General features: G+C 71.3%; 25 protein-coding genes and 1 pseudogene. 13 read left to right on the top strand and 13 right to left on the bottom strand.

Annotated elements, in window-relative coordinates:
• Positions 1-19 precede the first annotated feature (19 nt).
• The gene (locus tag ACFYXB_RS20525; RefSeq protein WP_389584222.1) at positions 20-661 is read right to left on the bottom strand and encodes a TetR family transcriptional regulator; all 642 of its coding nucleotides are present in this window, start codon (positions 659-661) and stop codon (positions 20-22) included.
• A 208-nt stretch (positions 662-869) separates the two neighbouring features.
• On the opposite strand from ACFYXB_RS20525, the gene ACFYXB_RS20520 reads away from it, so the two are divergent.
• From ACFYXB_RS20520 to ACFYXB_RS20510, 3 genes are read left to right on the top strand one after another with little or no spacing between them, the layout of a single operon-like run.
• Positions 870-2,843 carry a glycosyltransferase family 4 protein gene (locus ACFYXB_RS20520; protein ID WP_389584219.1) on the top strand — a complete coding sequence of 658 codons (1,974 nt, stop codon included), beginning with the start codon at positions 870-872 and terminating at the stop codon, positions 2,841-2,843.
• Positions 2,837-3,571, top strand: a complete 735-nt coding sequence (locus ACFYXB_RS20515; protein ID WP_389584216.1) for a class I SAM-dependent methyltransferase — start codon at positions 2,837-2,839, stop codon at positions 3,569-3,571. Before ACFYXB_RS20520 ends, ACFYXB_RS20515 begins: the two co-directional genes overlap by 7 nt.
• On the top strand, positions 3,568-4,638 hold the full coding sequence (locus ACFYXB_RS20510; RefSeq protein WP_388501433.1) for a prenyltransferase/squalene oxidase repeat-containing protein: 1,071 nt from the start codon (positions 3,568-3,570) through the stop codon (positions 4,636-4,638). Before ACFYXB_RS20515 ends, ACFYXB_RS20510 begins: the two co-directional genes overlap by 4 nt.
• A gap of 148 nt (positions 4,639-4,786) precedes the next feature.
• On the opposite strand, the gene ACFYXB_RS20505 is transcribed toward ACFYXB_RS20510, so the two are convergent.
• Entirely contained in the window at positions 4,787-5,080 is a 294-nt protein-coding gene (locus tag ACFYXB_RS20505; RefSeq protein ID WP_351355725.1) for a hypothetical protein, read from the bottom strand.
• Positions 5,081-5,239: 159 nt separating this feature from the next.
• On the opposite strand from ACFYXB_RS20505, the gene ACFYXB_RS20500 reads away from it, so the two are divergent.
• Positions 5,240-5,815 (top strand): hypothetical protein, encoded by a 576-nt coding sequence (locus ACFYXB_RS20500; protein WP_389584212.1) that lies wholly within the window; start codon positions 5,240-5,242, stop codon positions 5,813-5,815.
• A gap of 182 nt (positions 5,816-5,997) precedes the next feature.
• On the opposite strand, the gene ACFYXB_RS20495 is transcribed toward ACFYXB_RS20500, so the two are convergent.
• The 5 genes from ACFYXB_RS20495 to ACFYXB_RS20475 all read right to left on the bottom strand — a co-directional run bounded on the left by ACFYXB_RS20495 (position 5,998) and on the right by ACFYXB_RS20475 (position 11,577).
• On the bottom strand, positions 5,998-7,008 hold the full coding sequence (locus ACFYXB_RS20495) for an LLM class F420-dependent oxidoreductase (protein ID WP_389584210.1): 1,011 nt from the start codon (positions 7,006-7,008) through the stop codon (positions 5,998-6,000).
• Positions 7,009-7,110: 102 nt separating this feature from the next.
• On the bottom strand, positions 7,111-7,881 hold the full coding sequence (locus tag ACFYXB_RS20490; RefSeq protein WP_389584207.1) for a DUF5336 domain-containing protein: 771 nt from the start codon (positions 7,879-7,881) through the stop codon (positions 7,111-7,113).
• 155 nt (positions 7,882-8,036) lie between these two features.
• Entirely contained in the window at positions 8,037-8,993 is a 957-nt protein-coding gene (locus tag ACFYXB_RS20485; protein WP_389584205.1) for an N-acetylmuramoyl-L-alanine amidase, read from the bottom strand.
• 79 nt (positions 8,994-9,072) lie between these two features.
• Complete coding sequence (locus ACFYXB_RS20480; protein WP_351355621.1) at positions 9,073-9,723, bottom strand: class I SAM-dependent methyltransferase; 651 nt, start codon at positions 9,721-9,723, stop codon at positions 9,073-9,075.
• Between the two features lie 114 nt (positions 9,724-9,837).
• Positions 9,838-11,577, bottom strand: a complete 1,740-nt coding sequence (locus tag ACFYXB_RS20475; protein ID WP_351355624.1) for an MFS transporter — start codon at positions 11,575-11,577, stop codon at positions 9,838-9,840.
• Positions 11,578-11,848: 271 nt separating this feature from the next.
• On the opposite strand from ACFYXB_RS20475, the gene ACFYXB_RS20470 reads away from it, so the two are divergent.
• Both ACFYXB_RS20470 and ACFYXB_RS20465 read left to right on the top strand, forming a co-directional pair.
• The gene (locus ACFYXB_RS20470; RefSeq protein ID WP_389584202.1) at positions 11,849-13,285 is read left to right on the top strand and encodes an MFS transporter; all 1,437 of its coding nucleotides are present in this window, start codon (positions 11,849-11,851) and stop codon (positions 13,283-13,285) included.
• A 65-nt stretch (positions 13,286-13,350) separates the two neighbouring features.
• A pseudogene (locus ACFYXB_RS20465) lies at positions 13,351-13,503 on the top strand (SigE family RNA polymerase sigma factor); the annotation flags it as partial.
• 146 nt (positions 13,504-13,649) lie between these two features.
• On the opposite strand, the gene ACFYXB_RS20460 reads toward ACFYXB_RS20465, so the two are convergent.
• The gene (locus tag ACFYXB_RS20460; protein ID WP_351355636.1) at positions 13,650-14,261 is read right to left on the bottom strand and encodes a response regulator transcription factor; all 612 of its coding nucleotides are present in this window, start codon (positions 14,259-14,261) and stop codon (positions 13,650-13,652) included.
• Positions 14,262-14,458: 197 nt separating this feature from the next.
• Here ACFYXB_RS20460 and ACFYXB_RS20455 point away from each other — a divergent pair, with 197 nt between their 5' ends.
• Positions 14,459-15,013, top strand: a complete 555-nt coding sequence (locus ACFYXB_RS20455; RefSeq protein ID WP_389584199.1) for an AbfB domain-containing protein — start codon at positions 14,459-14,461, stop codon at positions 15,011-15,013.
• Here ACFYXB_RS20455 and ACFYXB_RS20450 read toward each other — a convergent pair.
• Positions 14,991-16,259, bottom strand: a complete 1,269-nt coding sequence (locus tag ACFYXB_RS20450) for a sensor histidine kinase (protein WP_389584197.1) — start codon at positions 16,257-16,259, stop codon at positions 14,991-14,993. The two genes, ACFYXB_RS20455 and ACFYXB_RS20450, sit on opposite strands and share 23 nt — an antisense overlap.
• Before the next feature lie 18 nt (positions 16,260-16,277).
• Positions 16,278-16,763 (bottom strand): ATP-binding cassette domain-containing protein, encoded by a 486-nt coding sequence (locus tag ACFYXB_RS20445; RefSeq protein WP_389584194.1) that lies wholly within the window; start codon positions 16,761-16,763, stop codon positions 16,278-16,280.
• A 243-nt stretch (positions 16,764-17,006) separates the two neighbouring features.
• Between ACFYXB_RS20445 and ACFYXB_RS20440 the strand changes: the two genes are divergently transcribed.
• The 3 genes from ACFYXB_RS20440 to ACFYXB_RS20430 are packed head-to-tail and all read left to right on the top strand — an operon-like array spanning position 17,007 to position 19,930.
• Positions 17,007-17,867: a MaoC/PaaZ C-terminal domain-containing protein gene (locus ACFYXB_RS20440; RefSeq protein ID WP_389584192.1), complete on the top strand. Its 861-nt coding sequence runs from the start codon at positions 17,007-17,009 to the stop codon at positions 17,865-17,867.
• A gap of 26 nt (positions 17,868-17,893) precedes the next feature.
• Complete coding sequence (locus ACFYXB_RS20435; protein WP_389584190.1) at positions 17,894-18,979, top strand: Zn-dependent alcohol dehydrogenase; 1,086 nt, start codon at positions 17,894-17,896, stop codon at positions 18,977-18,979.
• 12 nt (positions 18,980-18,991) lie between these two features.
• Entirely contained in the window at positions 18,992-19,930 is a 939-nt protein-coding gene (locus ACFYXB_RS20430; RefSeq protein ID WP_389584187.1) for a 3-oxoacyl-ACP reductase, read from the top strand.
• Between the two features lie 73 nt (positions 19,931-20,003).
• Here ACFYXB_RS20430 and ACFYXB_RS20425 read toward each other — a convergent pair whose 3' ends face one another.
• Together ACFYXB_RS20425 and ACFYXB_RS20420 are read right to left on the bottom strand one after the other, a co-directional pair.
• Entirely contained in the window at positions 20,004-20,156 is a 153-nt protein-coding gene (locus ACFYXB_RS20425) for a hypothetical protein (protein WP_351355656.1), read from the bottom strand.
• A 96-nt stretch (positions 20,157-20,252) separates the two neighbouring features.
• Positions 20,253-21,449, bottom strand: coding sequence for a hypothetical protein (locus ACFYXB_RS20420; protein ID WP_389584184.1), 1,197 nt, complete (start codon positions 21,447-21,449; stop codon positions 20,253-20,255).
• A 239-nt stretch (positions 21,450-21,688) separates the two neighbouring features.
• On the opposite strand from ACFYXB_RS20420, the gene ACFYXB_RS20415 reads away from it, so the two are divergent.
• From ACFYXB_RS20415 to ACFYXB_RS20405, 3 genes are read left to right on the top strand one after another with little or no spacing between them, the layout of a single operon-like run.
• Positions 21,689-22,543 (top strand): Nif3-like dinuclear metal center hexameric protein, encoded by an 855-nt coding sequence (locus ACFYXB_RS20415; RefSeq protein WP_389584181.1) that lies wholly within the window; start codon positions 21,689-21,691, stop codon positions 22,541-22,543.
• Positions 22,540-23,283, top strand: coding sequence for a zinc ribbon domain-containing protein (locus ACFYXB_RS20410; protein ID WP_389584548.1), 744 nt, complete (start codon positions 22,540-22,542; stop codon positions 23,281-23,283). Before ACFYXB_RS20415 ends, ACFYXB_RS20410 begins: the two co-directional genes overlap by 4 nt.
• A 28-nt stretch (positions 23,284-23,311) precedes the next feature.
• On the top strand, positions 23,312-24,637 hold the full coding sequence (locus tag ACFYXB_RS20405; protein ID WP_389584178.1) for a bifunctional RNase H/acid phosphatase: 1,326 nt from the start codon (positions 23,312-23,314) through the stop codon (positions 24,635-24,637).
• Here ACFYXB_RS20405 and ACFYXB_RS20400 read toward each other — a convergent pair whose 3' ends face one another.
• Complete coding sequence (locus ACFYXB_RS20400; RefSeq protein ID WP_389584176.1) at positions 24,638-24,934, bottom strand: hypothetical protein; 297 nt, start codon at positions 24,932-24,934, stop codon at positions 24,638-24,640. It abuts the gene before it with no gap.
• Between the last annotated feature and the right edge of the window lie 9 nt (positions 24,935-24,943).

The raw sequence follows: 24,943 nt of genomic DNA, 5'->3' as shown, positions 1-24,943 counted from the left end.
TTCTTGTGCCCCCTCGGTTCTACTTCTGCCCTTCGGGCGTCGTCAGGTCGATCAGTCGGCACACCGTCTCGATGTCGATCTTGACCTGGGCGATGGAGGCGCGGCCCGAGAGCCACGTGATCAGGGCTGAGTGCCAGGTGTGCTCGATGACACGGACCGCCGAGAGCTGCTCGGGGGTCGGATTCTCCAGGCCCATCGCGTCCAGGATGATCGCCGTCGTCTGACGGGAGACCTGGTCCACCTCGGGCGACACGCTCCGGTCTGCGAACGTCAGCGCACGGACCATCGCGTCCGCCAGGTGCGGCTCGCGCTGCAGGGCGCGGAACGCCCGCATCAGCGTCTCCGCGACCCGCTCCGCCGCCGTGTCACCCGTGGGGGGCTTCTTGCCCAGCGCGCCGTGCAGATGCTCCAGCTGGTCCTGCATCGTGGCGACCAAGAGGTGCACCTTGGAGGGGAAGTAGCGGTAGAGCGTGCCCAGGGCGACCTGCGAGGACTCCGCGACCTCCCGCATCTGCACCGCGTCGAAACCGCCCCGGCTCGCCAACTGCGCGCTCGCGTGCAGGATCCGCCGGCGGCGGGCCTCCTGTCGCTCGGTGAGGGGCGGCGAGGCCGGCTGTCTCGCGTGGGCGGCAGTGGCTTCCACCTTGGCTTCCGCAGGCATGGGTCCCGTTCCGTGACAGTCGGTGAGGGCAGGTGATCACACAGCATGGCAGGGGTCCGCGCCGTGGCGCGAATCACCTGATCCACTGCTCACAGCACCCCTACCTGCCGGTAGATTCAGAGCCTCTTGAACGATCAAGTCTGAAACTTGTTCTAGATTACCGTCCCGTCGTAGTCTCGCGGGAAGTGCAGGGAGAAGGGGGTCCGGAGTGACCGCTGAGGCCAGGGGTGCGGGTGCCCGGCAGGACTCCGCAGCCGACGGCGAGCGACCGCTCGACATCGCGCTTCTCACCTATAAAGGGAACCCGTTCTGCGGCGGGCAAGGTGTCTACGTACGGCACCTCTCGCGCGAGCTGGCCCGCCTCGGGCACCGCGTCGAGGTCATCGGTTCGCAGCCGTACCCGATCCTCGACGAGGGCGCGGAGTACGCCGACCGGCTGAGCCTGACCGAGCTGCCGAGCCTGGACCTCTACCGCCAGCCCGACCCCTTTCGCACGCCGAACCGGGACGAGTACCGGGACTGGGTCGACGCCCTCGAAGTCGCGGCCATGTGGACCGGCGGCTTCCCCGAGCCACTGACCTTCTCCCTCCGCGCACGCCGTCATCTGCGGGCCCGGCGGGGCGAGTTCGACGTCGTGCACGACAACCAGACGTTGGGTTACGGGCTGTTGGGGGATGTGGGTGCGCCTCTCGTCACCACCATCCATCACCCCATCACCGTGGACCGGCAGTTGGAGCTGGACGCGGCCGAGGGGTGGCAGCGCCGGTACTCCGTGCGTCGCTGGTACGCCTTCACGCGCATGCAGAAGCGGGTCGCCCGGCGCCTGCCGTCCGTCCTGACGGTCTCCGGCACCTCGCAGCAGGAGATCGTGGACCACCTCGGTGTCTCCCAGGACCGTATCCACGTCGTCCACATCGGCGCCGACACCGACCTTTTCTCGCCGGATCCGTCGGTGCCTGTGGTGCCGGGCCGGATCGTGACCACGTCCAGCGCGGACGTGCCGCTCAAGGGGCTGGTCTTCCTCGTCGAGGCGCTGGCGAAGGTGCGTACCGAGCACCCCGACGCCCATCTCGTGGTCGTCGGCAAGCGCGCCCAGGATGGGCCGGTGGCGCAGGCCATCGAGCGGTACGGCCTGGAGGGCGCCGTCGAGTTCGTGAAGGGCATCTCGGACGCCGAACTGGTCGACCTGGTCCGTTCGGCCGAGGTCGCCTGCGTGCCGTCGCTGTACGAAGGCTTCTCCCTGCCGGCCGCCGAGGCGATGGCCACCGGAACGCCGCTGGTCGCCACGACCGGCGGCGCGATCCCCGAGGTCGCGGGCCGCGACGGCGAGACGTGCCTGACGGTACCGCCGGGCGACGCGGGCGCGCTGGCCGCCGCGCTCGGCCGGCTCCTGTCCGACCCGGACCTGCGCACCCGCCTCGGCACGGCGGGCCGCGAACGGGTCCTCAGCCACTTCACCTGGGCCAGAGCCGCCCAGGGCACGGTGTCCCGCTACCGAGAGGCGATCGCCTCCGGCGGTTCGGCGGTACGGGGTCCGCGCCGCGGCGCGAGCGGGACCGGGGGCCGTGCTCCAGCGGTTTCCGAGGGTCCCGGGGTCGATGCCGGTCGTGCTGCGGGGGGTTCCGAGGGTCCCGGGGTCGATGCCGGTCGTGCTGCGGGGGGTTCTGCGGGTCTGGGGGTCGATGGCGGCCGTGCTGCGGGGGGTTCCGACGGGCTCGGGGCCGATGGCGGCCGTGCTGCGGCGGTTTCCGAGGGTCTGGAGGCCGATGGCGGCCGTGCGGTGGGGGGTTCCGGGGGGCTCGGGGCCCATGGCGGCCGTGCCGCGGCGGGCTCCGGTGGGGTTGCGGCCGACGGCGGCAGCGGCGGCGGTTCGGGCGGCTTCGCCGAGTCCCCGGCCGGTAGCCACGGCCGTATGACGAGTGTCTCCGCGGCCGACGACCTTGTTGGCTCCCCGGGCTTGGCCGAGTCCCCGGCCGGCAGCCAGAGCCGTATGACGAGTGTCTCCGTGGCCGACGACCTCGGTGGCTCCCTGGGCTTGGCCGAGTCCCCGGCCGGCAGCCGCGGCCGTATCGCGAGTGTCTCCGCGGCCGACGACTTCGGCGGCTCCCCGGCCGAGGGGGCCGTGGGTGCTGCCCCGAACAGTGTCACCGGTGTCTATCCCGAAAGCAGGGCCACGTGCTGACCGTCGACTTCTCCCGGTTCCCGCTCGCCCCGGGCGACCGCGTCCTGGACCTCGGCTGCGGGGCCGGCCGGCATGCCTTCGAGTGCTACCGGCGCGGCGCGCAGGTCGTGGCCCTCGACCAGAACGGCGAGGAGATCCGCGAGGTCGCCAAGTGGTTCGCGGCGATGAAGGAGGCCGGCGAGGCCCCCGCCGGTGCCACCGCCACCGCCATGGAGGGCGATGCCCTCGCGCTGCCCTTCCCCGACGAGTCCTTCGACGTCGTCATCATCTCCGAGGTGATGGAGCACATCCCCGACGACAAGGGCGTCCTCGCCGAGATGGTGCGTGTGCTCAGGCCGGGCGGCCGGATCGCCATCACCGTGCCCCGCTACGGCCCCGAGAAGGTCTGCTGGGCCCTCTCCGACGCCTACCACGAGGTCGAGGGCGGGCACATCCGGATCTACAAGGCAGACGAGCTGCTGGCCAAGATCCGCGAGGCCGGTCTCAAGCCCTACGGCACGCATCACGCCCACGCCCTGCACTCGCCGTACTGGTGGCTGAAGTGCGCCTTCGGTGTGGACAACGACCAGGCGCTGCCCGTGAAGGCGTACCACAAGCTGCTGGTCTGGGACATCATGAAGAAGCCGCTGGCCACCCGGGTCGCCGAGCAGGCGCTGAACCCGGTCATCGGCAAGAGCTTCGTGGCGTACGCGACCAAGCCCCACCTTCCCCGGGTGGACTCCAAGTGACCACTCCCCGGACAGAACACCTCGTCCTGCCCGGGGTCCTCACCGCCGAGCAGGCCGCCGCGACCGTCCGTGGCGTCCTCGCCGTGCAGCGGGAGGACGGCGCCATCCCGTGGTTCCGCGGTCACCACCTCGACCCGTGGGACCACACCGAGGCCGCGATGGCCCTGGACGCGGCGGGCGAGCACACGGCTGCCGAGCGGGCGTACACCTGGCTCGCCACGCACCAGAACGAGGACGGCTCCTGGTACGCGGCCTACGCGGACGGCGCCCACGACGACGTCACCGACCGCTCCCGCGAGTCCAACTTCGTCGCCTACATAGCCGTAGGGGTCTGGCACCACTACCTCTCCACCGGCGACGACACGTTCCTGGACCGCATGTGGCCGTCCGTGTACGCGGCCGTCGAATGGGTGCTCAGGCTCCAGCAGCCCGGCGGCCAGATCGGCTGGCGGCGCGAGGACGACGGCATCGCCACCACCGACGCGCTGCTGACCGGCAGTTCGTCGATCCACCACGCCCTGCGCTGCGCGCTCGCCATCGCCGAGCAGCGCGAAGAGCCGCAGCCGGACTGGGAGTTGGCGCTCGGCGCTCTCCGGCACGCGATCCGCCGCCACCCCGAGCGGTTCCTCGACAAGGACCGTTACTCGATGGACTGGTACTACCCGATCCTGGGCGGCGCGCTCACCGGCCCGGAGGCCAAGTCCCGCATGGAGGAGTCCTGGGAGCGGTTCGTGGTCCCCGGACTCGGTGTGCGGTGCGTCGTCCCCAACCCCTGGGTCACCGGCGGCGAGTCCTGCGAACTCGCCCTGGTCCTCTGGGCGATGGGCGAGTCCGACCGCGCGCTGGAGATCCTCCAGTCCATCCGGCACCTGCGCGATGCGGACTCCGGCCTCTACTGGACGGGCTACGTCTTCGACGACGGCACGATCTGGCCGCGCGAACTCACCACCTGGACGGCGGGCTCGCTCCTGTTGGCGGTCGCCGCCCTCGGCGGCCACGAGGCCACCTGCGCGGTGTTCGGCGGCGAGCATCTGCCCAGTGGCCTGGACCCCGACTGCTGCACCTAGACCACCGGGTCGAGGCCGTATCCGGCCTCGACCCGGGCCCACGCCTCGTCGAAGGTGCTGTGTCATGCGGGAGGGACCCCCGCTCCCCGGTGGTCGTGCGACCAGCCGGCTGTGTCGTTGCGCCCGGGCCGCCCGGCGGCGTGGGTTCTCAGTGTCGGTGCAGGCGGTTGGCGACGGCGTGGCCGACGAAGAGGTAGACGACCGCGGCGAGGCCGTATCCGGCCACGACCCGGGCCCACGCCTCGTCGAAGGTGAACAGATCGTGCGACCAGCCTGCGAGCCACGCGGCCGCGTCGTGCACGAACTGGACGAGATCGTTTGCGCGATTGGCGTCCAGCAGGTACATCAGGATCCACAGGCCCAGGACGAAGGCCATGACGTCGGCGACGATCGCGATGACCGTGCCGGTCTGGTTGGCTCCATTGCGATATCGAGGGGACATGTCCTTCGGCTTGCCGCCGGCGGCGCGGTGAAACAGGAAACGCTCCGGTAAAACCGGAAAGGTGAATTCCGTACCGGTTCCCCCAAGTGGCGTAAGCAGCCGAGTTGGGTGACGGTGGCTGAGGGGACATCTGCTCGCGAGAAGACCCCGGAGGTCCTCGTGCCCGTACCCATACGGCGCCTCGTCCTGGCGCTCACGCTGTGCTGTGCCCTGCTCGCCGGTGCCACCACCGCCTACGCGGGCAGCGAGACCACCGACCGGGACAACGCGGCCACGTCCCTCGTGGCCGCAGCCGAACCAAGTCCGAGTACGTCGGCGGAGAAACAGAAGTTCGCCAAGACGCGCTTCGTGGCGAACGCGGGCCTCGCGGCCGGAGCCACCTACCAGTGGATCGTGAAGCCGTGGAAGGCCGGCAAGTTCAAGAAGGGGGCGCACGGGCGCAGGGCCGCCCTGATCAAGGCCGGGGTCGCCGGAGCCTTCGCGTACAACAGGCTCAAGGCGGCGCTGCGGAACGCCAAGGGCGACCCGACGCTGTCCAAGGCTGTCGCACCGCTGACCGCCGGCGTCGACGCCCTCAAGGACCTGCCGAAGAAGCTGCGCAAGGGCGGCGGCTCGACCGACTCTGCGGCCGGTTCCTTCAACGACATCATCGGTCAGGTCAAGGACGCCGGGAAGAGCGCGGGCGCCGAGGTCAAGGACAAGGTGCCGTCCGCCGGTCAACTCGCAGGCGGATAAGGACGGGTGACGCAGCGTCAGGCAGGCACGACGGGACTGGCATTCGCCCCGAGTTCGCCCGCCGTTGGCCCTTCCGGCGGTGAGCGTTGGGCGTGGTTCCTGATGATTCTGCCCCCGAAAGAGGCAGGAGAGCAGGTGTCCGACGCCAGACTCGGATCCGGTCGCCATCTTCCGGGCGGCGGCTAGGAGTTGAGCTCCGCGAGCACCGCTAGCGTGTGCGGGTCCGGTGCCAGGGCCAGCAGGTCCGTCACCGGGCCCTTGCGCCACGACTCCAGCCGCTCGGCGATGCGTTCGCGCGGGCCGACCAGGCTGATCTCGTCGGCGAAGGCGTCCGGTACGGCGCGCACCGCCTCCTCATGCCGCCCGGCCAGGAACAGCTCCTGGATCCGCCGGGCCTCCTCCTCGTACCCCATGCGTGACATCAGATCGGCGTGGAAGTTGCGGGCCGCGTGGCCCATCCCGCCGATGTAGAAGCCGAGCATGGCCTTGACGGGGAGAAGGCCGGCGGCGACGTCGTCGCAGACCCGCACCTGGGCCATGGGTGCGACCAGGAAGCCCTCGGGCAGGTCGGCGAGCGCCGGTCCGTACACCTCGGGGCGGCTCGGCGACCAGTACAGCGGCAGCCAGCCGTCCGCGATCCGGGTCGTCTGGGCCACGTTCTTCGGGCCCTCGGCGCCCAGCAGGACGGGGAGTCCGGGGCGCAGGGGATGGGTGATCGGCTTGAGAGGCTTGCCGAGTCCGGTGCCGTCCGGGCCCCGGTAGGGCAGGGTGTGGAAGCGGCCGTCCGAGGACACCGGCGCCTCGCGGCGCAGCACCTGCCGTACGACCTCGACGTACTCCCGGGTCGCGGTCAGCGGTGACGCCGGGAACGGGCGCCCGTACCAGCCCTCCACCACCTGCGGCCCGGACAGCCCGAGGCCCAGCATGACGCGCCCGCCGGAGAGATGGTCCAGAGTGAGGGCGTGCATCGCCGTCGTGGTGGGGGAGCGAGCCGCCATCTGGGCAACGGCCGTACCCAGCTTAATGGTTGAGGTCTGTGCGGCGATCCAGGTGAGCGGGGTGAAAGCGTCCGAGCCCCAGGACTCGGCCGTCCACACCGAGTCGTAGCCGAGCCGCTCCGCCTCCCGCGCCAGCGACACATGGTCCGCGGAGGGGCCGCGCCCCCAGTAGCCGAGTGCGAGACCGAGCCGCATACCTGCCTCCTGACGGATCGTCAGATTTTCGGGGTCGGAGCGACTGTACGACGACGGCCCCCCGCCCGGAAGGGTGAGGGGCCGTGCGCGACGGGGGTGGGCTCAGCCGCGCTGGATCCCGGACGTGTCCTGCAGCACACCGCGGCGGCCGTCCTGGGTCTGCGCGACGAGCTGCGCACCGCGCTGCTCGACCGCCAAGTACCAGGTGCCCGGCGCCAGTTCGGCGATCGGCGTCGGCGAACCGTCCTCACCGAACAGCGGGCGCGGCACCGGCACGGCGAACCAGAACGGCGAGAAGTCCGGCGCAGGGGCGGCCTGCTGGGCCGGCGGCTGCTGCCCGTACGGCTGCTGCGGCTGCGGCTGACCGCCGTACGGCTGCGGCTGGGCACCCGGGTAGCCGTAACCGGCCTGCGGCTGCGCACCGTAGGGCTGCGGGGCCGGGGGCTTGGGAGCCGGGACCAGGGGAGCCTGGAGGGCCGGGACGAGGGGGCCGGCGATGGCGGCGCCGGCCAGGACGAGGGAGGCGACGAAGCCGAGGATCAGACCGGAACCGGCGTCGACGTCGCCCAGGTCAAGGAGCGTCCACAGCAGGGTCCAGGCCGTCATCACGGTGAACGCGGCGCCGACCGTGCCGAGGTCGAGCCCGGCCACCTTGCGCGGCTGCGGCAGGCTGCGGTTGACGACGATCAGGGCGCCACCGATGACACCGGCCATGAACGTGCCGATGCCCTGCCCGAGCGAGTCCCACGCGTTCCGGCCGACCGAGTAGCCGGTGCCGGAGATGGTGTAGAGATCGAGGAACGACGCGATGAAGAGCAACACCGCTGCTCCGATCACCACGCCGTCGCCTCGAGTGAGGGAGCGGATATTCACTTCAGGTCCTTCGTAGGTCGTCTCGTCGGTAGAGGCGTCGCTGTCACCCTGTCGCCCTCGGGCCCCGGTGTGAAGCGCGGGGGTGGCCCCTCGTCGTAGGAACGACATTATCGTCCGTACGATCACGGTGTCCGCCGGGATCGGCAGCCCGCTGCCTACCCGCGCAGGAAACTCACGATTCCCTCAGAGATCCCCTGCGCCGCCTTCTGCCGCCACGCGCCGCTCGTCAGCAGCGCGGCGTCCTTGCCGTCGCGCATGTTGCCGCACTCGATGAACACCTTCGGAACCGTCGACAGGTTGAGACCGCCCAGGTCGGTACGGGTGACGAGACCGGTACCGCCGCCTACGTAGTTGGACGGCGCGCTGCCCGTCGCGCGCACGAAGTTGCCCGCGATGCGCTCGCCGAGGTCGCGCGAAGGGCCCACGATCGGGCGAGTGTCGGCGGCACCGGAGTGCACCGACCCCGGCAGGATCACATGGAAGCCGCGGTTGCCCGCCGCCGAGCCGTCCGCGTGGATCGAGATGGCCGCGTCGGCGCGCGCGGTGTTGCCGATCCGCGCCCGCTCGTCCACGCACGGGCCCCACGCCGGCTCGTCCCCGTCATGGGTCAGCTTCACCGTGGCACCCTCCTTCTCCAGGAGCGTGCGCAGCCGATGGGACACGTCCAGCGTGAACTCGGCCTCGGGCCAACCGTCATTGGTGGCCGTACCCGTCGTGTCGCACTCCTTGCGGCTGTTGCCGATGTCCACCTTGCGGTTGATCTCGGCCGTGTGCCGGAAGTTGCCGGGGTTGTGCCCCGGGTCGATCACGATCACCTTGCCCTTGAGGGGGCCGGACGCGGCAGGGGCGGAACGGGTGGGTGCCGGGCTGTGTTTCTGGTCACTGTCGGAGGACCTGCTCGGGGCAGGCGACGACGCCGTGGCGGACGCCGACGTCGCGGCGCCCCCCGGCTTCGCGGAGTCCCCCGCCCCACCCCCCGGCGCGCCCACCGCCTCGTACACGAGCCAGCCGAGCAGCGCTCCCGGCGCCAGCGCGGCGAGAGCGACGGTCAGGGGCGCCCGCCGGGACCGGCGCGGTTGCGGGGGATCGAAGTCCGGGCCTACGTACGACACGCCTGCCACCCTAGCGGCCGGGTGTGGGGCTCAGGCTCACCTGGCGGGAGCGTCCCAACGGATGGGTGCACCCGGGTACTCAGCTGCCCGCCCCCGTCCGGCGCAGCACGCGCAGCGAACCTGTGACGGACGTCTCGGTGAAGGCGCCGGACTCCAGGGCACGCAGGTAGACGCGGTACGGGGCCTGGCCGGTGAACTCGTCCTTCGGGTCCGGGAACACGTCGTGGATGACGAGCAGCCCGCCCTCGGCCACGTGCGGGGCCCAGCCCTCGTAGTCGGCGCGGGCGTGCTCATCGGTGTGGCCGCCGTCGACGAAGACGAGGCCGAGCGGGGAGTTCCAGATCTTCGCCACCTGCGGGGAACGCCCCACCAGGGCCACCACGTGCTCCTCGAGACCCGCCTTGTGCAGCGTCCGGCGGAAGGTCGGGAGCGTGTCCATCAGGCCGACCTCGGGGTCGACGGTCTCCGGGTCGTGGTAGTCCCAGCCCGGCTGCTGCTCCTCGCTGCCCCGGTGGTGGTCGACGGTGAGCGCGGTGACCCCGGCCTGCCGGGCCGCGTCCGCGAGCAGAATCGTCGACCGCCCGCAGTATGTGCCGACCTCCAGCAACGGCAGCCCCAACCGCCCCGCCTCGATGGCGGCGACGTACAGGGCAAGCCCCTCATCCAGGGGCATGAACCCCTTCGCCACCTCGAACGCGGCGAGGATCTCGGGCTTGGGTGCCGCGGACATGGGGTTCCTCTCGGTCGTACGACGCTCTCGGCGGCCCATGCTGTCGTACCCCCTGCCGCCGGGGCGACAGGGGGTACGGGTGGCGTCGATCTCAGGTGGTCGTCAGGCCGGTCTTCAGGCGCTGACCGTCTCGCCCGGCAGCGCGAGGTCCAGGTCCACCGCGCGGTCGTCGCCCGCGTGGGTCGCCGAGGAGGCGTGGGGGCCGTGGCCCGTGGCCCTTGCCGCCAGTACGTACGCGCCCTCGGCCGGGACCGTGAGGGTGTAGCTGCCGTCCTCGGCGGAGAGGGCCGCTCCTGCCTGGCGGCCCCTGCGGTCGATCAGCGTCACCTTGGCGCGGGGAACCGGGGTGCCGTGGGCGTCCAGGACCCGGCCGCGGAAGCCGCGCAGCGCCTCCTCCGCGCGGGCGAGGTTGGCGTCCTCCTCGCTGCTGGCCCGCAGTTGCGGATGGGCCGCCGGGCGCCGGCCGGGCAGGAACAGGGCCAGGATCAGGCCCAGCGCCACCGCGCCCGTCGCGATCAGGAAGGAGACGCGGAAGCCGTGCATGGTCGGGATGGCGACCCCGCCCACGTTGTTCGCGGTGTTGGCCAGCACCATGCCGATCACGGCGCTCGACACCGACGTACCGATGGACCGCATCAGGGTGTTCAGGCCGTTGGCCGCCCCCGTCTCCGACGCCGGGACCGCGCCGACGATCAGCGCGGGCAGCGAGGAGTAGGCGAGGCCGATGCCCGCGCCGAGGATCACGGCGATGAGGAGGCTCTGCCAGGGGGCGCTCATCAGGCCGAGGCCGGCGCCGTAGCCGATCGCGATGATCAGCATGCCGAGGATCAGGGTGACCTTGGGGCCGTACTTGGCGGAGAGGCGGGCGTAGACGGGCGCCGTGAACATCATCGTCAGGCCGAGCGGCGCCACCAGCAGACCCGCGGCGACCATCGACTGGCCGAGGCCGTACCCGGTGGCCTTCGGCAGCTGGAGGAGCTGGGGCAGGACGAGCGACACGACGTAGAAGCTGACGCCGACCATGATCGACGCGAGGTTGGTGAAGAGGACCGCCGGGCGGGCCGTGGTGCGCAGGTCGACCAGCGGAGCCTTCAGGCGCAGCTCCAGGACGCCCCACAGGAGGAGGACGAGGGCCGATGCGCCGAACAGGCCGAGCGTGGTGCCCGAGGTCCAGCCCCAGTCGCTGCCCTTGGTGATGGGCAGGAGGAAGAGGACCAGGCCCGTGGACAGGCCGAGTGCGCCAAGGAGGTCGAAGGAGCCCTTGGCGCGCATCGGGGACTCCGGTACGACGAGGAGGGTGAGGACGATGGAGACGACGCCGAGACCGGCGGCGCCGTAGAACAGGGCGTGCCAGTCGGCGTGCTGGGCCACCAGGGCCGCGGCCGGCAGCGCGAGGCCGCCGCCGACGCCGATCGAGGAGCTCATCAGGGCCATCGCGGAGCCGAGCCGCTCGCGCGGCAGCATGTCGCGCATCAGGCCGATGCCGAGCGGGATCGCGCCCATCGCGAAGCCCTGGAGGGCGCGGCCGACGATCATCGTCAGCAGCTGGCTGGTGAGCGCGCTGATCAGGGCGCCGACCACCATCACGGCGAGGCTGAGGATCAGCATCCGTCGCTTGCCGTACAGGTCGCCGAGGCGGCCCATGATCGGGGTGGCCACGGCGCCGGAGAGCAGGGTCGAGGTCAGGACCCAGGTGGCGTTGCTGGGCGCGGTGCCCAGGAGTTGCGGCAGATCCTTGATGACCGGGACGAGCAGGGTCTGCATCACCGCGACCACGATGCCCGCGAAGGCGAGTACGGGGACGAGTGCCCCGTTCGCGCTCCGGGTGGGCTGGTCGGTCGTCGTGTGCGTCATTGAGTGAGGCCTCCCGCGTGACATAAGTGTTGGGTGAACCTCGTATGCATGAGCAACTATTCCGTTGCTTCGGGCCGCTAAGGAATTCTTGACCTTCCCATGGGGATCTGGTCTTCCGTCAGGTCTGGCCTGTTCGTGGAACGTGCTCTGGCGCGACAGCTCGTCGAGGACGGGGCGGCGGCCGTGACGCTGCTGCGGGTGGTCTAGGACCTTTGGCCCAGACCCGCCTGCAGCGAAAAGCCGATGCAAGGACTGTAACCGGGTTGAGAGCATGACACCCATGCTCGAAGCCGCCGGCACCACTCCGATATACCGTCGCACCACGCCCCCCACCTGGCTGGTGGTGGCACTCGCCTGCGCGGGACAGTTCCTGGTCGTGCTGGACGTGTCCGTCGTCAACGTGGCGCTGCCGTCCATGCGCACCGACCTGGGGCTGAGCGCCTCGGGACTCCAGTGGGTGGTGAACGCGTACGCCATCGCCTTCGCCGGATTCATGCTGCTCGGCGGACGCGCCGGTGACCTCTACGGCCGTAAGCGCATGTTCCTGGTCGGGCTCGGCCTGTTCACGCTGGCCTCGCTGGGCGGCGGCCTCGCCCAGGAGGGGTGGCAACTGCTGCTCGCGCGGGCCGTGCAGGGGCTCGGGGCGGCGGTCCTCGCGCCCTCGACGCTCACGCTGCTGACCGCCGCCGTGCCGGAGGGGGCGGCGCGGGCTCGGGCCATCGCCACGTGGACCGCGGTCGGCGCGGGCGGCGGCGCGGCGGGCGGGGTCGTCGGTGGCGTGCTGGTGGACGTGCTGTCGTGGCGCTGGGTGCTGCTGATCAACGTGCCCGTGGGTGCCCTGGTGCTGGCGGGCTCCCTGGTCTGGCTGGTGGAGAGCCGGGCGGGGGACCGGCGGCGCCTCGATCTGCCGGGCGCGCTGCTGGTGACGGCGGGACTCGCGACGCTGGCGTACGGGATCGTGCAGACCGAGGCCGAGGGGTGGACGGCCGCGGCCACGCTGGTACCGCTCGCCGCCGGGCTCGCGCTGCTCGGGCTGTTCCTCGTCGTCGAGGCGCGTACGGCGGCTCCGCTGATGCCGCTCGGGCTGCTGCGGCTGCGCGCGGTGGCGTCGGCGAACACGGCGATGCTGCTGAGCGGTTCGGCGATGTTCTGTATGTGGTACTTCATGACGTTGTACGCCCAGAACGTGCTCGGCTACTCTCCGCTGGACGCCGGACTCGCCCTCGTGCCCAGCTCGCTGGCCGTCGTCGTCGGCTCGAAGCTCGCGCCGCGGTTCATGCCGGTCGCCGGGGCGCGGAACGTGGCGGCGCTGGGCACGCTGGTGGCCGCCGCCGGGTTCGCCTGGCAGTCGACGATGAACGCGCACGGGCAGTATGTGACGGCGATCATGTTCCCGGGAATCCTGATGATGCTGGGCGCGGGCCTGGCCGCGACACCGCTCGCCTCGCTGGCCACGTCAGGGGCGGCGCCGGGGGAGGCCGGTCTGGTGTCGGGGCTGATCAACACCTCGCGCACGATGGGCGGTTCGCTGGGGCTCGCGGTCATGTCGACGATCGCGGCGGCCCGGACCGGGAGTGGAGGCGGGGCGGAGGCGCTGACCGAGGGCTACGCGCTGGCCTTCCGCACGAGTACGGCGCTGCTGCTCGGCGGGGCGGTGCTGATGCTGGTGTGGCTGCCGAGGAGGATCCCGGTGGGTGCCGCGCGATGATGTGCGACGGGTGAGGCAACGATCCGGGCCGTCCGTGGACTCCTTCCTACATCTAGGAGGTGCCCATGGGGGATCGGAACAAGGCTCGGGACGAGGAGTTCCAGAGCTTCGTCGTCGGCCGCTGGCCACGGCTGATGCGTACGGCATTTCTCCTCACGGGGGAGCAGCACGCTGCCGAGGACCTGGTCCAGTCGACTCTCGAACAGGTCTATGTGGCCTGAGTACGAGCCCGGGGACATGGTGATCCGCCCCGTGGCCGGGGCTTCGGCGAACTGGTTCGTCTGCCTGGCCCCGGCAGGTACGGCCTACAAGTCGGTGGAGGTGACGAAGTAGCGGCAGGCGGAAGGAGCGCGGTGGCAGGTCGTCACAGCCAGCCCTGCTGCCGCGCCTCGCGCATCGCTTCCATCCGGTTGCGGGTGCCCGTCTTGCCGATCGCGGAGGACAGGTAGTTGCGGACCGTGGACTCCGACAGATGGAGCTTCGCGGCGATGTCGGCCACGGTCGCCCCGTCCACGGACGCCTTCAGTACGTCGCACTCGCGGGCGGTGAGCGGACTGGGCCCGGCGCTCAGCGCGGCGGCGGCGAGCGCCGGGTCGACCACCGTCTCTCCGGTGAGCACGCGCCGGATCGCCACGGCCAGGTCCTCCACCGGACCGTCCTTGACCAGGAACCCCGCCGCCCCGGCCTCCATGGCCCGGCGCAGATAGCCGGGCCGGCCGAAGGTGGTCAGGATCAGCACCCGGCAGTCGGGCACCTGTTCGCGCAGCTCCGCTGCCGCGTCCAGGCCGCTGAGGCCCGGCAGTTCGATATCGAGGAGGGCTACGTCCGGCCGGTGGGTGAGCGCCGTGTCGACGATCGCGTCGCCCGCCGCGACCTGGGCGACGACCTCGATGTCCGGCTCCATGCCGAGCAGCAGCGCGAGGGCGCCGCGCATCATGCCCTGGTCCTCGGCGAGCAGGACCCTGATGTTCTTCACGCGCCAAGCTTAGCCAACCAAAGAATCGGCATTGTCCGGTCCGATGGGTTGACGCCCGCCGACGATACACAAAACAATCGCCTCTGCATTTCCGGTAATTGTTCGGAATTTCGACTCCGAATAGTTCGGTATTTCGATCGAACGACGTTCGGCATCTCGACCAAGTCTGCGTCCCGGCCCCGCCCGCACCCTCGATCGTGAGGTCGTTGTGGCGGGACGACGCCGTACAGAGCAACATCGTCTCCGTCGGCTACGGCGGCCCGACCGGCAGCACCGGGTCACTGAACCCCGGTTCCGAGATATCGCTGCGCGCGACGACCTCCTGCTGCACCACCGAATACGTCCGTCTCCAGAACGACGCGGCCGTCATCTCCCCGGTGACATCGAGCAGTTCGGCCCTCGACAAGAACGACGCCACCTGGATCGTCCGCCGCGGCCTCGCCGACAGCTCCTGTGTGTCCTTCGAGTCGCGCAACTACCCCGGCGATTTCCTGCGGCACTACAACTACCGGCTCCAGCGGCAGCCCATGACCGGCACCGCGCAGTTCAGGGCCGACGCCACCTTCTGTCCCCAGACGGGGAAGAGCGGCACAGGGACGTCGTTCGCCTCCTACAACTACCCGACCCGCTATCTGAGGCACTACGACCACAACGTCTACATAGCGAGCAACGGCGGCTCGAACACCTGGGACAGCGCCACGTCGTGGAGCGACGACGTGAGCTGGGTGGTCACGACGCCTTGGGCGCCGTAGCCAGTACGACGTCCGGAAACTCCGCCGGTTCCACGGGAAGTTCGGCGGTCACGGTGAAACCGCCGCGCGGCGACGGGCCGGCGTGCAGGGAGCCGCCCGCCGTCGCGAGGCGCTCGGTCAGCCCCTTGAGGCCGGTGCCGCCGATGCCTTCCCGGGGTTCGGTCACCCGCGCACCGGTGCCGTTGTCCGTGACCGTGAGCCGTACGCGCTCGGCGCCGGAGGAGACCGTGATCTCGCAGCGGCTCGCGTCGCTGTGCCGGACGACATTGGTGACCGCCTCGCGGACCACCCAGCCCAGCAGGGCCTCCGTCTGCGGGGCGAGCGGGGTGCCGGACCGGCGGACCACCGGCTCCACGCCCGCCGCGGACAGGGCGGAGTCGGCGCGGGCCAGCTCGGTGGCCAGGCTCCCCTCCCGGTAGCCGGTCACCGCCTCGCGGATCTCGGTCAGCGCCTGCCGGCCGACGGACTCGATGTCGCCGATCTGCGCCAGCGCGGCGTCCATGTCGCGCGGGGCCAGCCGGCGGGCCGCCTCCGACTTCACCACGATCACCGACAGGGTGTGCCCGAGCAGGTCGTGCAGATCGCGGGAGAAGCGCAGGCGCTCCTTCTCCACCGCGCGGCGGGCCAGTTCCTCACGGGCGGCGCGCAGTTCCCGTACGGCCTCGGCGAGGGAGAGTATCGCGGCGGTCACCATCGTCGCCAGGAACGTGCTGTACGCGATGTTCACCGCGTCCCACCCCTCCCGCACCCCGGAGACACCGCCCGCCAGCGCGCTCAGCGCGAGACCGATCTGCCCCAGCCGCGGGCCCCGCAGGATCGCGCCGGTCGCGAGGCCGAGCAGCGGGAAGAACAGCAGCCAGTTGCCGCCGTAGCCGACGGCCAGAGCGCAGGTCACCAGGGCCATCAGCAGCAGCGCCACCCGGGTGGAGACCTCCTCGCGCTTCTGCTTGTCGAAGGCGCGGAACACCACGTAGATGTACAGCGAGTTGAAGGTGAGCAGACCCAGGCCGCCGATCCACGGATTCGGGGTCTGGCCCTGCAGAAGGTTGGACAGCGAGCCCAGGCCCAGCAGCAGCCAGGGCAGCAGGGCGAACCCGGTGGGCGGCGGGCCCGGGTGCTCAGGCACCTCCCCGTTCTTCCGGGCCTCCTTCTGCGCAGCCCTGAAGCGGTCCATGTCCTCCCGCCACTCCGCCCGCGCCGTCCGCCACGCGCCCAGCTGACACGAGCCCTTGCTCCACCACGACATGTCGTCCGCTCCCCCGGGTCAGATGTTCTCGGCGCTGCGGCGGTACGAAAGGACGGCGTAGGAACCGAACGCCAGCAGCCAGAGCGCCAGCACGAGGATCGCACCCGGCGCCGGCGAGTGCCCCTCGGCGACCGAGGTGCCGAGCTGGGCGAAGCGATTGGTGGGCGTGTAGGCGGACAGGGCGCGCAGCCAGTCCGGGAACAGGGTGATGGGGAACCACAGCCCGCCCACCACCGCCAGACCCAGGTTGCACACCATGTTCGCCACGCCCGTGGCCGGGCCGGTCAGCCGATAGCCGTTGCCCAGACCGAGCAGCGTGAAGGGGACCGAGCCCAGCCACGGCAGCAGCGCGATCGTCGTCGACTTTCCGGCGCCGTTGCGGCCCAGCAGGGCGACCGTCTCGCCGCGCGTGATCTCCAGATCGATGCCGTCCACGGCGCGGACCGCGCCGTATGTCTTGACCGCCCCCGTGAAGGACACGGCGGTGTTCTCCGTCTGTGTCATGCCTACGACGGTAGGGAGTCGGGCGCTCCGTCCGGCAGATGCTGATGTCCGCACTCGGGCAGTACAAATGTCACGGCCGAGCGATCTGACACCTCGTCAGGAGCCTTCACAAGTGCCGGGTGCTCGGCTATACAGGGGGCGCCGGACTGGAACGCGTTCTAGGTCGGCCCGTGACGACCTCGGTGCGGCCGACGGTGCGGACAGTCGCACCGAGGTCTCGAAGCCGCCAGTGTCAGGAGCCGTATGCCCATCGACGCAGCCAAGGCCCTCGCCGCCGAACCCCGCTCGGGGGAGATCGCCTGGGACCACCGGGACGTCCAGCTCTACCACCTCGGCATCGGCGCCGGCCGCCCGGCCACCGACCCCGACGAGCTGCGCTACACCCTGGAGTCCCGGCTGCATGTCCTGCCGAGCTTCGCCACCGTCGCGGGCAGCGGCTCGCCCGGAGTGATCAGCGGCCTGTCCATGCCCGGCGTCGAGGTGGACCTCGCCAAGGTCCTCCACGGGGGCCAGTCGCTGACGATCCACCGCCCCATCCCGGCGCGAGGCACCGCGACCGCCACCGGCCGCATCGCCGCCGTGTACGACAAGGGCAAGGCGGCCGTGCTGGTGATGCGCACCGAAGTCACCGACACCGACGGCCCGTTGTGGACCAACGACGCGCAGATCTTCGTACGAGGGGAAGGCGGCTGGGGCGGCGACCGCGGCCCCTCAGCACGCCTCGACCCGCCCGTCGGCGAGCCGGACCGGACCGTCGAGCGCGCCGTCCGCGAGGACCAGGCCCTGCTCTACCGCCTCTCCGGCGACTACAACCCGCTGCACGCCGACCCCGAGTTCGCCAAGCTCGCCGGGTTCGACCGGCCCATCCTGCACGGGCTGTGCACGTACGGCATGACGCTCAAGGCCGTCGTCGACACGCTGCTCGGCGGGGACGTGACGCGGGTGCGGTCGTACACCACACGGTTCGCCGGCGTCGTGTACCCGGGGGAGACCCTGCGCATCCGTATGTGGCGCCCGGGCAGTGGTGCGGTGCGGGTCGCAGTGAGCGCCGTCGAGCGAGGTGACGCGCCCGTCCTCGCCGACACCGTCGTCGAACACACCTGAGCACAGTCTTCGAGGGGAGCCGCACCATGCGCGCAGCCGTACTGCACGAGATCGGCCAGGACAAGCTGGAGGTCCTCGACGACGTCGAGGCGGTGGGCTTCGGCCCCGGCAAGGTGAGGGTGCGGGTGCGCGCCACGGGGCTGTGCCACTCGGACCTGTCCGCGATGAGTGGGGTACTGCCGCAGCCCGCACCGTTCGTGCCGGGCCACGAGGGTGCGGGCGAGATCCTCGAAGTCGGAGAAGGTGTACGGGACTTGAAGTCCGGGGACCGGGTCGTCATCTGCTGGCTGCCCGCCTGCGGCGCCTGTCCCGCCTGCAAGCGCGGGCAGACCGAGCTGTGCCTGGCCGGATTCATGAATGCCGGAACCCCCAACTTCAAGCGGTCCGGCGGCAGTTCAGCCGACGTCTTCGGCTTCGCGGGCACCGGCACCTTCGCCGAGGAGGTCGTCGTCGACGCGGGCTGCGCCGTGCCCATCCCGGACGACGTGCCCTTCGGCATCGCGGCGCTCATCGGCTGCGGTGTGACCACCGGGCTCGGGGCCGTGCTCAACACCGCCGACGTGGAGGCCGGTTCGTCGGTCGCCGTCATCGGCTGCGGAGGTGTCGGCATCTCCGCGATCCAGGGGGCGCGGCTCAAGGGCGCCGCCGAGATCGTCGCCGTGGACCCGGTCGCCTCGCGCCGCGAGTCCGCGCTCACCTTCGGCGCGACCAGGGCCGTGTCACCGGACGAACTGGCCGCCGCCAAACAGGAGATCACCGGCGGCGAGGGCTTCGACTACGTCTTCGAGGTCGTCGGCAGGTCCGCCACGGCGCGGACGGCGTACGAGAACACCCGGCGCGGCGGCACGCTCGTCGTCGTCGGCGCGGGCGCCATGGACGACTTCCTCCAGCTCAACATGTTCGAGCTGTTCTTCGACGAGAAGCGGATCCTGCCCTCGATGTACGGCGGCGGCGACGTCCTGCGCTCCTACGAGCGCACCATCGCCCTGTGGCGGGCGGGCCGCGTCGACCTTGAGGGCCTGATCACACACCGGGTGCCGCTGACCGAGATCAACGAGGCACTGGACCAGATGCGTACAGGGACCGCTCTTCGTACGTGCATCGAGATCTGAGGGCGGCGCAGTATGGCACTGCCACTTGAAGGGCTCACGGCGATCGTCACCGGCGCCGGCCGGGGTCTGGGCCGGGCCGAGGCGCTCGAACTCGCCCGGCTCGGCGCGGCCGTCGTCGTCAACGACTACGGACAGCCCGGCCGGGACGGCTCCGGCGCCGCCTCCACCGGTCCCGCCGAGGAGGTCGCCGCCGAGATCCGGGCGGCGGGCGGCACGGCCCTCGCCCACACCGGGGACGTCGCCGACTTCCAACAGGCCGGGGAACTGGTCGAGTTGGCGATCAGTGAGTTCGGGAAGCTGGACGCCCTGGTCAACAACGCGGGCATCCTGCGCGACCGTATGGTCTTCTCGATGTCCGAGTCCGAGTGGGATTCAGTGATCCGGGTCCACCTCAAGGGACACTTCAACACCACCCACTTCGCGGCCGCACACTGGCGGGAGCGGTCCAAGGCGGCCGGGGCACCGGTCTACGGGCGGATCGTGAACACCTCGTCGGAGGCGTTCCTCGCCGGTTCGGCGGGCCAGCCCAACTACGCGGCGGCGAAAGGCGGAATCGTCGGGCTGACCACCTCCACGGCCCTCGCCCTCGCCAAGTACGGCGTCACGGCCAACGCGATCTGCCCACGCGCCAGGACCCGGATGACCGAGGACGTCTTTGCGGGCTTCCAGGAACCCGACGAGGGCCTCGACCCGCTCGCCCCCGAGCATGTCGCGCCGCTCGTCGGCTATCTGGCCTCGCCCGCGGCCGAGCGGGTCAACGGGCAGCTGCTCGTCGTGCACGGCGGGATGGTCGCGGTCGTCGAACGGCCGCGGGTCCGGGCGCAGTTCGACAGCAAGCAGAACACCTTCACGTACGACGAACTCGACGCGCTGCTCACCCCGCACTACGCGGACCGGCCGCCGGGGGAGACGTTCGCGGCGACCGAGGTGCTGGGGCTCAGGCGCGCCTGACAGCCGTACCCGGGCGCCGCTGACAACGGAAAGGGGGCCACCCGCCAGGGTGGCCCCCTCTTCTCTCGTACCGTCAGGCAGCCGACTCGGCCTGCTCCGGCTTGCGATGGCGGCCGTGGGGGGTCGCCTCACTGTCCTGGCCCGAGACCGGGCCCCGGTGCTTGCCGTGGCCGTCGGGCTCGTGAGAGCCGGCAGACAGCGGATGCGTGGTGCTGGTGTCGCTCATCAGTAGAATTCACCCCGTAAACATGATCTTTCTTACAGCCGGGCGAGTCTAACCAGCACACCTCGGGTCGAATCCAGGCAGGCACGCCGATCGCCACTACTTCGTTACAAGACGTCCCAGAGGTGCTTCCCGCAACGGCACAGGACGGGGCACAACCGGCTCGGAAGCCTCCGGTTCCGCGGCTTCGGCCTCCGGTTCGGCGACTCCGGGTCGCGCCGTCTTCGGCTCCGAGGCCCCAGCCGACGCCGAGAGCTCCGACCACTCCCGCCCCGTAGGCTCCACCAGCCCCGCCACCCCGCACGGCACCTCCTGCGTGGCGTACGGCAGGCGCAGTACCCCGTCCTCCCTCCACACCCCCGCCCCCGCGAGCCAGCCCTCCGGCGCCGGAAGGTGGTGCACCCGCCGCTCGGACGGCCGCCACATCGCGACCCAGTTGCCGAACTCCCCGTCGACGCGCAGCGCCACCGCACAGTCCTCCGGCGTCAACACCTGTCCCGGCTGGATCGCGAACGGCGTCACCGTGCACTCCGGAACCCGCAGGCAGTCCGGGAAGCGCACCGGCAGCGTGCTGCCCAGCACCCCCCAGCCCAAACGTTCCTGCCCGGGCGAGGGCGCGTCCGAGCCGATCAACAGCAGTCCGCTGTCGCGGTCGGCGAGCAGCAGCCGGTCGTCGCTGCCCAGCGCGATCTGCAGCAGCGGAGACACCCCCCCGCCCCGCCCCAGGTCCACCACGATCGCCTTGGTGTGTCCGCTCACCTCCCGGTCCAGGGCCAGCATCCGCCCCGCCCGGTCCAGCCAGACCCCGCCGGAGCAGCGCCCGGGGATCTCCGCGAGCTGCTCGGGCCCGAAGGCGCCGCCCGCCACGAGCCACACCGCCGTGGACCACGAGCCGACCGCGAGGGCGTACGCGTACACGCCCCCCGGCGCCGGCGGCAGCAGCCTCAGTCGGGTCGCGGGCTCCGGGCACTCGACCGCGCCCAGCGGCAGCTCGCCGGTACCGGGTCCGGTCGGATACAGCAGCGCGAACGCATGCCGTCCGTCCACCACCCGGTGGATCAGGACACGTCCGTCGCCCATCGGCTGTACCTCGGTGCCGGGCTCCTCGGGCTGGTTGCCGGGCAGCGGTACGGCGTACGGCTCGGGTCCGTCCAGGGTCCAGCGCTCCGGGAACCAGGAGCCGTTGTCCAGCGCGAGGCGGGCGGCGTAGGCGCCGTCCACCGTGATGGTGCAGCCCGCTTCCGGCATACCGTCGTCCTCACCGGTAGCCGAGGGCTCGATCGCACAGGCTGTCATCGTTCGGTCACCTCCCGCGACGACGGTAGTTTTCGCACGCACAGCCGTGGGACCGGCGGGCGGCCGCTTCACACATAAGGGTGTCCACGCGGCGGTTCGCCTGAGGAAACGGGGGCGGATGTGCTGTGCCGGGTCATTCCAGGCCGTATCGATCCGTATCGGGCCGCATTGTGCCGCATCGGGCTCTTCGCGGCCCGAGCCGGTACATCCCCGCAGGACAGCCAGGTAGCCTTTTCCCCGTGCCCCGTCTGTCTGAAGTCATCGCCGCGCTGGAGTCCCTGTGGCCCGCCGAGCGGGCCGAGTCCTGGGACGCGGTCGGCACGGTCGTCGGCGACCCCGGCCAGGAGGTCGCCCGGGTCCTGTTCGCCGTGGACCCCGTGCAGGACGTCGTCGACGAGGCGGTGAAGCTGGACGTCGACCTGCTGGTCACCCACCACCCGCTCTATCTGCGCGGGACGACCACGGTCGCGGCGACCACCTTCAAGGGCCGCGTCGTGCACACGCTGATCAAGAACGACATCGCGCTGCATGTCGCCCACACCAACGCCGACACGGCCGACCCGGGCGTCAGCGACGCGCTGGCCGGCGCGCTGGACCTGCGGGTCGTACGGCCCCTCGTGCCGGACCCCACCGACCCCGAGGGCCGCCGGGGCCTCGGCCGGGTCTGCGAACTGGACCACCCGCTCACCGTCCGCGAACTCGCCGCCCACGCAGCCGAGCGGCTGCCCGCCACCGCGCAGGGCATCCGCGTCGCCGGAGACCCGGAGGCGGTCGTCCGCACGGTCGCGGTCAGCGGCGGCTCGGGCGACAGCCTCTTCGACCAGGTCAGGGCGGCCGGCGTGGACGCGTTCCTCACCGCGGACCTGCGACACCACCCGGCCTCCGAGGCCGTACTCCACAGTCCGCTCGCGCTGCTCGACGCGGCGCACTGGGCCACCGAATGGCCCTGGTGCGAGCTGGCCGCAGCCCAGCTCGACGAGATCTCCGACCGACACGGATGGGACCTGCGCGTCCACGTCTCGAAGACGGTCACCGACCCCTGGACCGCCCACGCGGCGTCCAACCCGACGCACACCCCTGGAGCCCCCAACTGAACGCCGCGCCCGCCGACCAGATCCGACTCCTCGACGTCCAGGCCCTCGACGTCCGCCTGCAGCAGCTGGCGCACAAGCGGAAGTCCCTGCCCGAGCACGCCGAGATCGACTCGCTGACCAAGGACGCCACCCAGGTGCGCGACCTCCTCGTGGCCGCGCAGACCGAGGAGAGCGACTGCGCCCGCGAGCAGACCAAGGCCGAGCAGGACGTCGACCAGGTGCGCCAGCGCGCCACCCGCGACCAGCAGCGCCTCGACTCCGGTGCGGTCACCTCCCCGAAGGACCTGGAGAACCTCCAGCACGAGATCGTCTCCCTCGCCAAGCGGCAGGGTGACCTCGAGGACGTCGTCCTGGAGGTCATGGAGCGCCGTGAGGCCGCGCAGGAGCGGGTCGGCGAGCTGACCGAGCGGGTGGCGTCGGTGCAGGCGAAGATCGACGACTCGACCGGCCGCCGGGACACCGCGTTCGAGGAGATCGACCGCGAGGTCGCCTCCGTCACCAAGGAGCGCGAGGTCATCGCCGGGGCCGTCCCCGCGGACCTGCTGAAGCTGTACGACAAGCTGCGCGAGCAGCAGGGCGGCATCGGCGCGGCCAAGCTGTACCAGCGCACCTGCCAGGGCTGCCGCCAGGAGCTGTCCATCACCGACATCAACGAGATCCGCGCGGCGGCGCCCGACACGGTGGTCCGCTGCGAGAACTGCCGCCGCATCCTGGTGCGCACGGCCGAGTCGGGTCTGTAGCACTCGACGGGCTGAAGGGGCTTACGGCGTGCGGGAGTTCATCGTCGAGGCGGACGGCGGTTCCCGGGGCAACCCGGGGCCCGCGGGGTACGGGTCCGTGGTGCTCGACGCGGCGTCGGGGGAGATCCTGACGGAGGCCGCGGAGTACATCGGGATCGCCACCAACAACGTCGCCGAGTACCGGGGGCTGATCGCCGGGCTGCGGGCGGCGCACGAACTCGACCCGTCGGCCACGGTGCACGTCCGCATGGACTCCAAGCTCGTCATCGAGCAGATGTCGGGCCGCTGGAAGATCAAGCACCCCGACATGAAGCCCCTGGCGGCAGAGGCGAGCCGCGTCTTCCCGCCGGACCGGGTGACGTACGAGTGGATCCCCCGCGAGCGCAACAAACACGCGGACCGACTGGCCAACGAGGCGATGGACGCGGGGAAGCGGGGGCAGCAGTGGTCTCCGACGGACTCGAGGGCCGCGCTGGACTCGTCCGCCGAGTCCGCCAGGAGGACGGCACCGGAGCCGTCGGGCCCGCCCGGCGACGCGGCGGCGGGCGCGGCACGGGCGCGGGCGGCGCTGGTGGAGGGGCGGTCGGTCGACAGCGCGAAGCCTGCCGGCGGCGGAGCGGCGAAGGCCGGCGCCGGTGTGCGTGCCGCCCGTAACGTCGCCTCCGGCGGTTCGGCCACGGCTCCCGCCACCTCCACCACCGGCTGGTCCGCGTCCGCCGACCTCGGGGCGCCCGCCACCTTCGTGCTGCTGCGGCACGGTGAGACCCCGTTGACCCCGCAGAAGCGGTTCTCGGGGAGCGGCGGCAGTGATCCGGCGCTGTCGGACGTCGGGCGGGAGCAGGCCGAGCGGGTTGCGGTCGCGCTGGCCCGGCGCGGCACCATCCAGGACATCGTGGCCTCGCCGCTCGCCCGTACCCGGGAGACCGCCGGTATCGTCGCCGCCCGCCTCGGACTGGACGTGTCGATCGACGAGGGGCTGCGCGAGACGGACTTCGGGGCCTGGGAGGGCCTCACCTTCGGCGAGGTCCGCGAACGCTACCCGGACGACATGAACGCCTGGCTGGCCGACCCGGAGGCCGAACCGACCGGCGGCGGCGAGAGCTTCGCGGCGACCGCCACCCGGATCGCCGCCACCCGGGACAAGCTGGTCGCGGCATACACGGGCCGTACGGTCCTGCTCGTCACGCACGTCACCCCGATCAAGACGTTCGTCCGCCTCGCCCTCGGTGCCCCGCCCGAGTCCCTGTTCCGCATGGAGCTGTCGGCGGCCTCACTGTCGGCGGTGGCGTACTTCGCGGACGGCAACGCGAGCGTACGGCTGTTCAACGACACCTCTCATCTGCGCACGCCCTGATCATCGCCGTACGCCCTCATCGTTTGCGCGCGCCCTGAGGATGCGCGCGCTCTCGGCATCGGCTGGCAGGAACGCCTCCAGGTGCAGCTCGGCGAGCGTGACGTCGACGGCCGTGGCGAACGACGTCAGCGTGGTCAGCAGCCGCAACTCGCCCTCCGCGCACCGCAGTCGGAGCGGTACCGCGAAGCCGAGATAGTCGTCGTCCGGTGCGTACGGCGGCAGATACCCCATGAGTTCCGCCGCCAGCGCGTCGAGTTCCGGGTCCGGACTGCGTACGGCCCGCGCCCGCAGGCTCACTGGTTTAGT

This window comes from Streptomyces sp. NPDC002619 (genome assembly GCF_042889305.1).
Lineage (GTDB): Bacteria > Actinomycetota > Actinomycetes > Streptomycetales > Streptomycetaceae > Streptomyces.
Note: the sequence above shows the minus strand (reverse complement) of the source record. Positions and strands in the feature narration are given on the sequence as shown.